Here is a 13,325-nt window from a genome sequence, read left to right as displayed (position 1 = left end):
TTTATACATTTTAGGAAAAAGGGGATTTATAAAGTGAAACGTTTTGAAAAAGTGCAGGAGCGAATTCAGAAATATTCGATTCGCAAATTGTCAGTCGGTGTGGGCTCGGTTGCCATTGCAGCTCTGATTTTTGGGAGCTTTTTGTCCAGCTCGACTGTTGCTGCGGATGAAGTAGGAGGCGGTGCGACTGCTCACTATACTTATGTTGAAGAGCAAGAGCTAACAGAGCAGGAAAAAGGGCTGATTAAGAAAGGTCTGCCTGAAAATCTGCAAACAGGGGAAAATTATTACCTGATTTATCGGAAGCAAGATGGGCAAACTGTCTTGCCGAGTACAGGAAATAACGGTCAGCCGCTTCTCGGCTTATTTGCGGGAACGGCTATTTTGGCTGTCCTGGTTTTCTCACGAAAGAAATCTGGTAAGTTACTAGGAGTGCTTTTGCTAGGTAGCTTGGGACAAACTGTGTTACAGTCTCCTCAAGCGTTTGCGCTAGAAAATCGGGAATTACTTTCCTATAACCGTCAAGTTGCGGTTTCGTCAGCAGTTTCTGAAGCGGATGTGACTATTGCAGGCTATAACTATATCGGTTACTTTACAGCTTCTGATTTGCGTACTTTGACAGATAACAAGCCGGCCTCTCTGCCAGCTGGTCAAGAGGCTCAAGCGCAAGCAGAAGTGTCAGAATCTGCAAAAGAGGCTTCTGATTCTATTGATCGAGCTGCTCAGGCAGGGTTGCAGTATCAGCTGAATCCTGATGAAAGTGATTCTGGCCAGATAGGGAATCTTCCAACTCCAGCTCCAGCTCCAAATCTTAGTCCAGCTCCTCAGCCGTCAAATCCACCTATAGAAACGGCGAAAGGGGAAAGTTTACAAGAGCCCGCCTTGCCAGAGTACAGCGGCGCTGTGAACGGTGAGTCGCTAGTTCAAGCGGAAACTCCAGTCTATACTGCCCCAGTTGGTAAAGTTGGAGACACGGCTCCAGTTGAGCCCGCCCTCCCAGAATACACAGGCGGCGTTAATGGCGAATCGCTAGTTCAAGCAGACAATCCGGTCTATGATGCTCCAGTAGCTACAGTTAGTGACTTGGCTCCGGTTGAGCCCGCTCTCCCAGAATATACAGGCGGCGTTAACGGCGAATCGACATTTCAAGCAGACAATCCAGTCTATGATGCTCCAGTAGCTACAGTTAGTGACGTGGCTCCAGTTGAGCCAGCTTTGCCAGAATACACAGGTGGCGTTAATGGTGAGTCGACAGTTCAGCCAGAACAGCCTAGTCTACATACAGACATCAAGCTAGAAACGATAGAACCTCAAGTTGTCAACAAGACAGATGATAGCAAGTATCTTGATGAGGAGACCACTGTCGATGGAACTCCAGGACAAAAAGAAATTGTAACCAGCTATGAAGTCTTGGACGGGAATCGCATATCAGAGCCGCAAACTACTGAAAGAATCTTGCACGAAGCAGTTGATACAGTGGTCACTCGAGGTAGCAAGGCTCGCATCAATAAAGAAGAATTGAGCAAGCAGCTAGCTTTAGCAGCAGCTGTGGATCCAGGAGTTTACACCAATCAATCCTATCAGCAGCTGCAAGCAATTAAGAATATGGCTGCGACGGTTTATCAAACTTCGTCAAGTCAAGATGAAATAGATGCGGGTGTCAACCAACTCAAGCAGGCTTTAGCCGACTTATTGGCTCTTAAAACAGCGCCAACTCTGACTGTTTCAGCGGTTAAGAAGGATGAGTTGCAGAAATCAGTTCAGGTCCAATACCAGCTGACGGACAGAGATCAAGCCTTTACTAGTGCTCATGTTCGTCTGAAGAAAGATGGCCAGCTGATAGCTGAGCAGAATTTGGCGGCAGGCCAGCTGACTACTAGCTTCAGTGGTTTGGACTACTATACTCTGTATAAGGTTGAGACGACTCTGTCCTATGACTTAGGAAATGGCCCTGAAAGTCAGGAACTAGCTCAAGAGACAGTCCAGCTTGATCTGAAGAAAGTAGAGCTCAAATCGATTACTAATGTCTCCTTGATGAAGGTTGAAAATGGCCAGACAAAATTGATGCCTACTTTGGCTGAAAAACCAGCAAATCTGGACCAATATTATCTGCACTTTACATCTGATCAGTTCAAGGACACTGTCCTGCCGGTTACCTCTATTGAGGAAGAGGTCGTTGATAACCAACCTGTCTTTAAGATCCAGGCTCAGCTGCCAGACTTGCTGCAAAGAAGCGCAACTGGTCTTCAAAACAGCTTTGATTTTTATCTGGAAAAGGCCAAGAAGCGTGAAGGGAATGTCTACTATGATTTCCAAGACCTCTTGGATGGCATCAAGGAAAATCCTTCTGGAACCTTTATTCTGGGCCGCAGTATCAGTGCCAAGCTGATTGACAAACCAGCTAACAGCAAGTCTTACCTGCAAGGTGAATTCAAAGGCCAGCTGATTGGGGGGCAAAATGGTGAGCGTCATGCGATTTTAGACTTGGCACATCCTCTATTTGATACGATTACTGGCGGAACGGTCAAGGATATTGACTTTAAGCGGGTCAATATGGTTTATCCAGATTCGCAAGCGGGCGATACAATTGCGACAATTGCTGCTCGCTTGAAGAATAAAGGAGTAATCGAAAACGTCAATGTCCAAGGATACTTGGAAGGAAGAGACCATATTGCCGGTCTGGTTAACAATATAGAAGGTCAATCTCGAGTTGAAAATGTTTCCTTTAAGGGCCGTATTAAGTCCAAGGGTGGAAACTCTGTCACCGCCGGTATCGCAGGAACCAACGCCATGTCCTTAGTAAGCCGAGCTTATGTCGAAGCAGATATTTGGGTTAAGAGTGGTCAAAATGCAGGTATGCTGGTCGCTCAAAACTTCACTAACTATTCAGGTGCAGGCTGGGGTAATTGGGGCAAGCTCACTCAGTCCGTTGCCAAAGGTAAGTTAGAGGATGCAGGCTCAAGAAATGCAGCTGGTATTGCTGCTTCCATTTGGCCGTATGGAACTATCAATGACACAGTCAGCTATGCCACAGTAGTGAACGGTAAAGAGCTCTTTAGCTCAGATAATGAGATTACCGACGCTTGGATGGGGCAAAAACTCCAAAACCTTTTTGGGGTTCAGGGACAAAGCTCTGGAACCAAGACAGGAAAAGATGCCAAGTTCCGCCGCTTGACAGAAGCTGAAGCGGAGCAAAAAGTCAAGAGCTATCGGATTACGGCTCTTGAACAAACCAGCGCAAATGAAGTAACAACTGAGAAGCTAAATGCTGCTATCCTGAGAACAAGTACTTATCAGGATAAGCCAGGGTACAAGGCAGAAAATGAACAGCTTTATCAGAACCTAGAGCGCTTTATGCCTTTCTACAATCAAGAATTCTTGATTCATGAGGCCAATAAGCTGGTGGATGCTGGTAAGGCGGGCGACCTGTTGACTAAGAAAGTATTAGCAGTTCAAGCCCTGAAGGGCAATCAGTTTGTTGCTGGCGGAACGGATTCAGATAAGATCTTAGTCCATTTTGCAGACGGAAGCAAGACTATTTACAATCTTCAAAATCAAGCACGATTTGAAGAGACGGCTCTGCCGGAATATCAGATTGCAGAGCTTGGTACAGTCTATACTCCAAATCACTCAACGGCAGTCAAGGAAGACTTGCTGACCCAGCTGACTGAGAGCTTGAAGAGTTTTGAACTATACAGTGATGAAGTCTATCGTTCTGTTGGTCTGCCTAATGATAATGACAAGGTCAATAAAGTGAAGCGCCTCTTCCTGGATGAATCTCTGGCTGAAGTGAAAGCCAACTTGCAGGATATGCTTGGTAAGCTCCTGGCCAATGAATGGACAAGATTCCATGCTGACAATCCAGCAGCTAATGAAGCTCTGAAAGCTAAAATCGAAGAGAACAAGACCGCTATCATGCTCGGTCTGACCTACCTCAACCGTTATTACGATCTCAAGTTTGGCGACTATAACCTCAAGGAGCTAGTGCTCTTCAAACCAGACTTCTATGGTGAAAAAGTGTCATTGCTGGATCGCTTGATTAAGATTGGTCGTTCGACAGAAAATCAACTGAAAGGGGCAGACAATGTCAATATGTTTGCGCGTCAGTTGAAGGCTGAGTCCAAGTCTAGTGATTTGGTGGCTTACTTGGATTACAACCGTCGCCTGCTGACTGACTTTGCGGACATGGATTCTTGGTTCAAGGATGCAACTCGAGGCTTTATTCAGTTTGAAGAACGCCAGTCAGAAGTCGAGGAGATCAAGTCTGCTAAGTATCGCGTCTTTGACAACCTCAACTCTGAATATTTCAGCAACTATATCCTTCCGTTGCTAACCTTGAAGAATACGCGCTTAGCTATTCTGTCAAACTATAGCACGATGGCCTTTGTCAACAGAGACAAGCGCCGGTCATGGTCTGATGAACGATTTAACGCACGCATCAAGGAAGTAGCGACCCAGCATCGAAATCACGTAGACACTTGGTACAAACTGCTCTCAGATGATATCAAGTCCAGAATGGTCAAGCAAAATGTAACGGCTGTATGGGATGGTTTTGATGTAGAAGGACGTGGCTGGATTGATGTCAACGGAAATGATAATAAGGGCAATCCTTATGCACCATCCCGCGAGTTCTTTAACCTAGTTGGTGGCAGAGCTGGTGGCTGGTACAAGTCCAATGGTTATGGTGCCCATGCTGCTGGTTCAATCCGTGTGAACTTCGAGGCCTTTGACCTCTTGACGGAATACGGTGTGTCCGTCTTCACGCACGAGCTTACCCACGTCAATGACGGCTATATTTATCTGGGCGGACATGGCAGACGACAAGGAATCGGACCAGAAGGCTATGCCCAAGGTCTGCTCCAATCGCCTGTTCCTGATCAGCCAGGCTGGGGTGCTCTGGGTCTCAATATGGCCTTTGATCGTCCAAATAATGGTAGTCTCATTTTCAATAGCTCGCCAAGTCTCTTCAAGAACCGAGCAGACATCGACCATTATATGAAGGGCTATAATGATACCCTCATGCTGCTGGATTACCTTGAAGGTCAAGCTGTTGTTGCCAAAGGAAATGAAGCAGCAGCCAAATGGTTCAAGAAGGTTGAACCGAAAGTTGTGGATCCTCGAACCCAATATGACGTCGTAAGAGAGTTGACAGCAGAGGAGAAAGCGGCCATGTCAGTCTCTTCTGTAGAGGACTTGGTTGACCAAGGCTTGCTGTCTAACCGTGCGGTTGACAATCGAACCTATAACCCTGCTGACTATGACTCTAGTTACATTGCGATCGACTTTATGACAGGTATCTATGGTGGTGGTCAAAACAATACTGGAGCACCAGGTGCCTTGATGTTCAAGCACAATACCTTCAGAATCTGGGGTTACTATGGTTATGAAAAAGGCTTTGTAAGCTATGCTTCCAATAAACACCGTAAGACAGCCAATGATCAAGGTGTGACTGGTTTGAGCGACAACTTTATCATCAAGCAAATTTCTGAAGGCGAATTTGAAACCATGGAAGCCTTCAAGAAAGCTTACTTCAGAAAAGTTGTGGATAAGGCACAAAGCTCAGGTATTAAGCCAGTGACTGTCAACGGAAAAGTCTATAGTACTTATGAAGAGCTGAAAGCTGGCTTTGCAGAAGCTGTTGACAAGGATCTGAAGAAGTCTCGTGTCGATGAACGGGCAACCAAGGACTTCAAGTACGCTGTCTTTACGCAGTTGCTCAAGAACACCAACAGCTTTATGGATGAAAACTCCATTTGGGGTTCCTAAGAAAAAGTGTTTAATTGCCTACATGAGTAGCTGCAAATAATGACCTTCAGCAATATGCAATCAATAACCCATTTGAATTTGCTCTGTTTGTGTCGTCACTGACAGTCTGATTCAGATGGGTTGTTTTGTTGATAATAGCAAGTCAAAGCACAGATTATCCCTAATTTTATACGGTATTCTCATAAAAATCTGTCCCCAGACAGTTCCTGCTTTTAGGGCTTGCTGGGGGCTTTTTTTCCTGCTAAAATAAACACATGACACGATATAAAGCGATTATTTCCTATGATGGTTATGGCTTTGCTGGCTTTCAGCGACAGCCCCATGCCAGAAGCGTTCAGGAAGAGATTGAAAAGACCCTGACTCGTATCAATAACGGCCAGCCCGTGGTGATTCATGGAGCGGGCCGGACCGACAGCGGTGTCCATGCTCTAGGACAAGTCCTGCATTTTGATTTACCAGAAGAGCGGGATGAAGAAAAATTGCGTTTTGCCTTGGATACCCAGACGCCAGAAGATATTGATTTTATCAGTGTGGAGCGGGTATCGGATGATTTTCATTCTCGCTACAATAAGCACAGCAAAACCTATGAATTTTTGGTGGATATTGGCCGGCCTAAAAATCCTATGATGCGCCATTATGCTACGCATTATCCTTATCCTTTGGAGCTGAGTCTGATAGAAGAGGCGATTGCTCAGTTAGAGGGGACGCATGATTTTACTGGATTTACGGCTTCGGGGACCAGCGTGGAAGACAAGGTTCGGACCATCACCGAGGCCAAGGTCCGCTATGATGCGGAGCGTAATTTTCTAGTCTTTACTTTTTCGGGCAATGGCTTTCTCTACAAGCAGATCCGCAATATGGTCGGTACCCTGCTCAAGATTGGCAACAAGCGCATGCCGGTGGAGCAGATTCAGAGGATTTTAGCGGAGAAAGACCGCCATCTGGCAGGACCAACAGCTGGTCCAAACGGCCTCTATCTAAAGGAGATTCGTTATGAAGAATAAGTTGATTTTAGCCCTTTCGGGCAATGATATTTTCAGCGGCGGCGGGCTACACGCTGATTTGGCTACCTATACAGTCAATGGTCTGCATGGATTCGTAGCTGTGACTTGCCTGACGGCTATGACTGATAAGGGATTTGAGGTCATTCCAGTTGAGGAAGAGGTTTTTGCCCAGCAGTTGGCCAGTCTCAAGGATGTTCCTTTTTCTGCTATTAAGATAGGGCTTTTACCCAATCTGCAAATAGCAGAGCAGGCTTTGGCTTTTGTCAAGCAGCATGCGGATATACCAGTTGTGCTGGATCCTGTTCTGGTCTGCAAGGAAAATCATGACTTGGAAGTCAGTGCACTGAGAGAAGAAATCATCAAGTTCTTTCCTTATGTCAGTATCATCACGCCAAATCTGGCAGAAGCTCAGCTATTAACCCAAAAAGAAATCAAAAGTCTGGAGGATATGCAGGCTGCAGCCAAGGAGCTCTATGATTTGGGGGCCGAGCATGTGGTGATTAAGGGCGGTAATCGCTTAAGCAAGGAGCGGGCGGTGGATGTTTACTATGACGGTCAAAATTTTGAAATCATGGAATCGCCAGTGCTGGCTAGCAACAATACCGGAGCAGGCTGCACATTTGCTTCCAGCATTGCCAGTCAGCTGCTTATCGGCAAGTCTCCTCTTGAAGCAGTTCAAGTGTCTAAAGATTTTGTTTACCGAGCGATTCAGCGCTCAGATCAATATGGGGTAGTTCAGTATGAGAAATAATCAAGTTAAAAAATTAGTTATCTTAGCTTTTATCACAGCTCTATCTGTGGTTTTGGGGAATTTTATGAAAATCCCAACGGCGACAGGATTTTTGACGCTGCTGGATGCAGGGATTTATTTTACAGCCTTCTACTTTGGCCGCAAGGAAGCGGCTATTGTCGGAGGACTTTCGGGCTTTTTGATTGATATGATTGCCGGCTATCCCCAATGGATGATTTTCAGTCTGATTTGCCACGGACTTCAAGGTTTCTTTGCTGGCTTTGAGGGTAAGAAACGCTACCTTGGGCTGGTCTTGGCTGCAGCAGCTATGGTCGGCGGCTACGCCCTCTTTGGTAGTATCATGAATGGTGTCGGGGCTGCCCTAGCCGAAATCTTAAGTAATTTTATGCAGAATGCTTTTGGTTTAGCGGTCGGTTTTGCTTTTTACAAGGCCTTCCCAGAGAGTTTGAAAAAGACAGTCACAGTGAAATAAGTGAGGTGAGACATGGACTTAGCTAAGATTGGAGCAGACACTCGTCAGATTCTTCTAGATGTTTTGGACAAGGCTGCCTTGGTCGAGGGAGATATTTTTGTTCTGGGTCTATCCTCTAGTGAGGTTGTCGGAGGCCATATCGGTCAGAATTCCAGTCTGGAAGTCGGACAGGTCATTGTCAAAACCATACTGGATATCTTAGAAGAGAAGGATATCTTTCTGGCAGTTCAGGGATGTGAGCATCTCAATCGGGCCCTCGTAGTCGAAAGAGCCTTGGCGAACAAGAAGGATTTGGAGATAGTCAATGTTCTGCCTACTCTTCATGCTGGAGGCAGCGGTCAGCTAGCGGCTTTTCAATACATGAAGGATCCTGTTGAGGTAGAGTTTATTGTTGCTCAGGCGGGGCTGGATATTGGCGATACTGCTATTGGCATGCATGTCAAGCATGTGCAGATTCCTATCCGACCGATTCTCAAGGAATTGGGAGCTGCCCATGTCACAGCTTTAGCCAGCCGTCCCAAGCTAATTGGCGGCGCCAGAGCGGCCTATACAGAGGATAAAATCAGGAAGGGATAAAAGGAAAAATAATTTTGAAAAAAACTCTAATTATGCTATAATGGGTTGTATTCAATAAATTTTAAGGAGAAATGACAGAATGTCTGTATCATTTGAAAACAAAGAAACAAATCGCGGCCTTTTGACTTTTAGCATCAGTCAAGAGAAAATCAAGCCAGCCTTGGACCGTGTATTTAACTCAGTAAAAAAAGATATTGCTGTACCAGGTTTCCGTAAAGGTCGCCTTCCACGTGCTATCTTCAACCAACGTTTTGGTGAAGAAGCCCTTTACCAAGATGCTTTGAACGCTCTTCTTCCAGAAGCATACGAAGCTGCTGTTAAAGAAGCAGGTATCGAAGTAGTTGCTCAGCCTCAGTTTGATGTCGAGTCTATGGAAAAAGGCCAAGACTGGGTCATCAAAGCTGAAGTAGTCACTAAGCCAGAAGTTAAGCTGGGTGCTTACAAAGACTTGGAAGTAACTGTTGAAGCTACTAAAGAAGTGACTGACACTGAAGTAGATGAGCGCATTGAGCGTGAGCGTAACAACTTGGCTGAGTTGGTTCTCAAAGAAGGTCCAGCAGCAGACGGTGATACAGTTGTGATTGACTTTGTTGGATCTGTTGACGGCGTTGAATTTGACGGCGGCAAGGGCGATAACTTCTCACTTGGACTGGGCAGCGGTCAATTCATCCCAGGATTTGAAGAGCAGTTGGTTGGCCACAGTGCAGGTGAAACAGTGGATGTTGTCGTAACTTTCCCAGAAGACTACCAAGCAGAAGACTTGGCAGGCAAGGAAGCTAAGTTTGTGACAACTATTCACGAAGTTAAAGAAAAAGAAGTTCCAGCATTGGACGATGAACTTGCAAAAGATATCGACGAAGAAGTTGAAACGCTTGACGAGCTGAAAGAAAAGTACCGCAAAGAATTGTCAGAAGCTAAGGAAACAGCTTATAAGGATGCGGTAGAAGCAGCAGCTATTGATCAAGCAGTAGCAAATGCTGAAATCGTTGACTTGCCAGCAGAAATGGTCCACGAAGAAGTACACCGTGCTGTTAATGAATTCTTGGGCAACATGCAACGCCAAGGAATCTCACCTGACATGTACTTCCAAATCACTGGAACTACTCAGGAAGACCTGCACAAGCAATACGAAGCAGATGCTGAGTCACGCACTAAGACAAACCTTGTCGTAGAAGCTGTTGCTAAAGCTGAAGGTTTTGAAGCTAGCGCAGAAGAAATCGAAGCAGAAGTAACTTCATTGGCTACAGACTACAACATGGAAGTAGAACGTGTTCGTCAATTGCTGTCAGAAGATATGCTGAAACACGACATCGCTATCAAGAAAGCTGTTGAAGTGATTACAAGCACTGCGAAAGTGAAATAAGCTTCATCATTCAAAATGATATCATTTGAAACTAGTGTATAAATGCACTAGTTTTTTTGTACTTGTTCCGTGATTTTTCCTGGATTTTCTTTTGACGAAAATAGAAATTTATCGTACAATAGAAAGTAGCGAAAAATTGCAAGAGGGCGACAAGCCTTTACTTAATCTTAAAGGAGATCAACTTTGGAATTAGAAGTATTTGCTGGACAGGAAAAAAGTGAGCTTTCTATGATTGAAGTGGCGCGTGCCATTTTGGAAGCCCGCGGCCGCGACCATGAGATGTATTTTAATGATCTGGTCAATGAAATTCAAAACTATCTGGAAAAATCAAACAGTGAGATTCGTGATGCTCTGCCTTTATTCTATACAGAACTCAATGTAGACGGCAGCTTTATTCCGCTGGGAGATAATAAATGGGGCCTGCGTTCATGGTATGCTATCGACGAAGTAGATGAAGAAATCATCGCCTTGGAAGAGACTGATGAGGACGACGCACCTAAGAAACGTAAGAAGAAACGCGTCAATGCCTTTATGGATGGCGACGAGGATGCCATTGACTACAGCGATGACGATCCAGAAGATGAGGACGGCTACGAAGCAGATCCAGCTCTCTCATACGATGAGGAAAATCCAGACGATGAGAAGAATGAAGTGGAAGCTTACGATGCTGAAATCAACGAAATCGCTCCAGATGATCTAGGTGAAGAAGTCGAACTCAACGAAGAAGATGATGACTACTCTGACGAAGACACGGAGACCGAAGAGGAAGAATAAATCAACCAAAAGAAGCAAGGGGCGAAATCCCTTGTTTCTTTTAATATTCCTTGAAATATAAGTTCGGAAGGTGTAGAATACTAATAAAATTTAATAAAGAATAGATGGAGGAAGACTGCTATGAAATTTGTCATTGATAAGAGTCTGGGTGATTTAGGCATTAAGAGTGTTGTTATCGGGATTGCTAAGAATGTCAATCCTCATGCAGAACTGTCTCCCTCATTTCTAAAAAAGAAAAAGGAAATGGAAGACTGGGCTCTGGACTGTGACTTGGATGAGGTGCTTGAGTCGCCTGTGGTTCAAGGTTATATAGAAATACTCCAGCGCGTAGGTCGCAGTGTCAAGAAAAATCCTCCGACGGTTCCCGCTCTGATTCGCAATATCCAGCACCGAGGCTCGCTCCCTCATATTAATAGCATTATTGATATTTATAATGTCGAAGCCCTGCATTCTCTGCTTGCTATTGGTGGGCATGATTTTGATAAGATTGAAGGTCAGATAGAATTCACTGTAAGCCAAAAGGAAGATGTTTTTCTGCCTATTTTGTCCAAGGAGAAGCATGTTGCCAAGACGGACTATGTCTATCGGGATGCCAAAGGCATTTTGGCTTGGCTGGATGTACGTGACAGCGAGTATTATAAGTTTGATGAGGAGACCAAGGATGCCATTTTCATCATTCAGGGGAATGCCAATACCTCTGTCGAAATGCGTCTGGAAGCCTTGGAACGAATCCGACATGATTTAGCAGAGTGCATGCCCGATGTAGAATTCGAAACACATGTCATCAGTATTGGTGAAAATGGATGAAAACCGAATGAAATCATTTGACAATTTTTTAGGTTTGCGATATCATACTGTTCGGGCACCTCTTTTAGAGGTCAGAGCTTCCTGTTTCCAGGGAGCTATTTTTCTTTTTCAGACAGATTATGGAAAATCCTCCTCAAGGTAAGATTTCAGTAGCCTTTTAGTTGCTGGAACGAATTGTTTTATGAAAAGGAGCATGTATGTCAACTAAATATATTTTTGTCACCGGTGGTGTAGTTTCTTCTATCGGGAAAGGGATTGTGGCAGCTAGCTTGGGGCGGCTTTTAAAGAATCGCGGTCTCAAGGTTACGATTCAGAAATTTGACCCTTATATCAATATTGATCCCGGTACCATGAGCCCTTATCAGCATGGGGAAGTGTTTGTCACAGATGATGGAGCTGAGACGGATCTGGATCTGGGGCACTATGAGCGTTTTATTGACATTAATCTCAATAAATACTCCAATGTCACCACTGGTAAGATCTATAGCGAAGTCCTACGCAAGGAGCGTAAAGGCGAGTATTTGGGGGCGACGGTCCAAGTCATTCCGCATATTACAGATGCTCTTAAGGACAAGATCAAGCGGGCAGCAAGGACGACGGACTCGGATGTGATTATCACAGAGGTCGGAGGTACAGTTGGAGACATTGAGTCTCTTCCTTTCTTAGAGGCTTTGCGTCAGATGAAGGCAGATGTCGGAGCAGACAATGTCATGTATATCCATACGACCCTCCTGCCCTATCTCAAGGCAGCCGGTGAAATGAAGACCAAACCGACTCAACATTCTGTCAAAGAGCTGCGAGGTCTGGGGATTCAGCCTAATATGCTGGTCATCCGCACAGAGAAGCCAGCTGGACAAAATATCAAAAATAAACTGGCTCAATTCTGTGATGTGGCGCCGGAGGCGGTCATTGAGTCACTGGATGTGGAGCATCTTTACCAAATTCCTCTCAATTTGCAGACGCAAAAGATGGACCAAATCGTCTGTGACCATCTGAAGCTGGATGTGCCGGCAGCGGATATGACAGAGTGGTCAGCCATGGTAGAGAAAGTGATGAGTCTGGAAAAGCAGGTACGTATTGCTCTGGTCGGCAAGTATGTCGAGTTACCAGATGCCTATATTTCAGTTGTCGAAGCGCTCAAGCATGCCGGCTATGCCAATGATGCGGAGGTTAAGATTGACTGGATTGATGCGAATCAGGTAACGGCCGAAAACGCCGCAGAGCTTCTTGGAAGTGCGGATGGGATTATCGTTCCGGGTGGTTTTGGTCAGAGAGGAACTGAGGGTAAGATTCAGGCAATCCGCTATGCGCGTGAGCAGGATATGCCTATGCTGGGCATTTGCTTGGGCATGCAGCTAACCTGTGTCGAATTTGCCCGTCACGTCTTGGGATTGGCAGATGCCAACTCAGCGGAGCTCAATCCAGACACAACGTATCCGATTATTGACCTCATGCGTGATCAGATTGATGTCGAAGACTTGGGTGGAACGCTGAGATTGGGGCTCTATCCTTCTAAACTTAAGAGTGGCTCTAAGGCAGCAGCGGCTTACGACTATCAAGAAGTCGTGCAGCGCCGTCACCGTCATCGCTATGAGTTTAACAATGATTTTCGCGAGCAGTTTGAGGCAGCCGGATTTACATTTTCAGGAGTTTCACCAGACAATCGCTTGGTCGAAATAGTGGAAATCCCAGAAAACAAATTCTTCGTGGCCTGTCAGTACCACCCAGAGCTTTCCAGCCGACCGAACCGACCTGAAGGTCTTTATACAGCCTTTATCACAGCAGCGGTAGAAAAGAGCCAGGAGAAATAGA

General features: G+C 45.4%; 9 protein-coding genes. All 9 read left to right on the top strand.

Annotated features, from left to right (window positions below):
• Window positions 1–33 precede the first annotated feature (33 nt).
• The 9 genes from K1I94_RS07840 to K1I94_RS07800 all read left to right on the top strand — a co-directional run bounded on the left by K1I94_RS07840 (window position 34) and on the right by K1I94_RS07800 (window position 13,324).
• Window positions 34–5,766, top strand: coding sequence for a ZmpA/ZmpB/ZmpC family metallo-endopeptidase (locus K1I94_RS07840; protein WP_223314981.1), 5,733 nt, complete (start codon window positions 34–36; stop codon window positions 5,764–5,766).
• A gap of 254 nt (window positions 5,767–6,020) precedes the next feature.
• Window positions 6,021–6,770: a tRNA pseudouridine(38-40) synthase TruA gene (gene truA, locus K1I94_RS07835; protein WP_223314980.1), complete on the top strand. Its 750-nt coding sequence runs from the start codon at window positions 6,021–6,023 to the stop codon at window positions 6,768–6,770.
• Window positions 6,760–7,521, top strand: coding sequence for a bifunctional hydroxymethylpyrimidine kinase/phosphomethylpyrimidine kinase (locus K1I94_RS07830; protein WP_223314979.1), 762 nt, complete (start codon window positions 6,760–6,762; stop codon window positions 7,519–7,521). The genes truA and K1I94_RS07830 overlap by 11 nt, the downstream gene beginning before the upstream one ends.
• A complete protein-coding gene (locus tag K1I94_RS07825) occupies window positions 7,511–7,993 on the top strand; it encodes an ECF transporter S component (RefSeq protein WP_223314978.1) in 483 nt (160 codons plus the stop codon). Before K1I94_RS07830 ends, K1I94_RS07825 begins: the two co-directional genes overlap by 11 nt.
• 12 nt (window positions 7,994–8,005) lie before the next feature.
• Window positions 8,006–8,569: a TIGR01440 family protein gene (locus K1I94_RS07820; protein WP_223314977.1), complete on the top strand. Its 564-nt coding sequence runs from the start codon at window positions 8,006–8,008 to the stop codon at window positions 8,567–8,569.
• A 79-nt stretch (window positions 8,570–8,648) separates the two neighbouring features.
• Window positions 8,649–9,932, top strand: a complete 1,284-nt coding sequence (gene tig, locus K1I94_RS07815; protein ID WP_223314976.1) for a trigger factor — start codon at window positions 8,649–8,651, stop codon at window positions 9,930–9,932.
• A gap of 183 nt (window positions 9,933–10,115) precedes the next feature.
• A complete protein-coding gene (gene rpoE, locus K1I94_RS07810) occupies window positions 10,116–10,706 on the top strand; it encodes a DNA-directed RNA polymerase subunit delta (protein ID WP_002898937.1) in 591 nt (196 codons plus the stop codon).
• Window positions 10,707–10,826: 120 nt separating this feature from the next.
• Entirely contained in the window at window positions 10,827–11,513 is a 687-nt protein-coding gene (locus K1I94_RS07805) for a B3/B4 domain-containing protein (protein ID WP_223314975.1), read from the top strand.
• Between the two features lie 197 nt (window positions 11,514–11,710).
• Entirely contained in the window at window positions 11,711–13,324 is a 1,614-nt protein-coding gene (locus K1I94_RS07800) for a CTP synthase (protein WP_223314974.1), read from the top strand.
• Window position 13,325: the final 1 nt, after the last annotated feature.

Origin of the sequence: Streptococcus sanguinis, assembly GCF_019929145.1 — a bacterium.
GTDB classification, from domain to species: domain Bacteria; phylum Bacillota; class Bacilli; order Lactobacillales; family Streptococcaceae; genus Streptococcus; species Streptococcus sanguinis_U.
The sequence above is the reverse complement of the archived record's forward strand: the minus strand, read 5'-3'. Positions and strand labels throughout refer to the sequence as shown.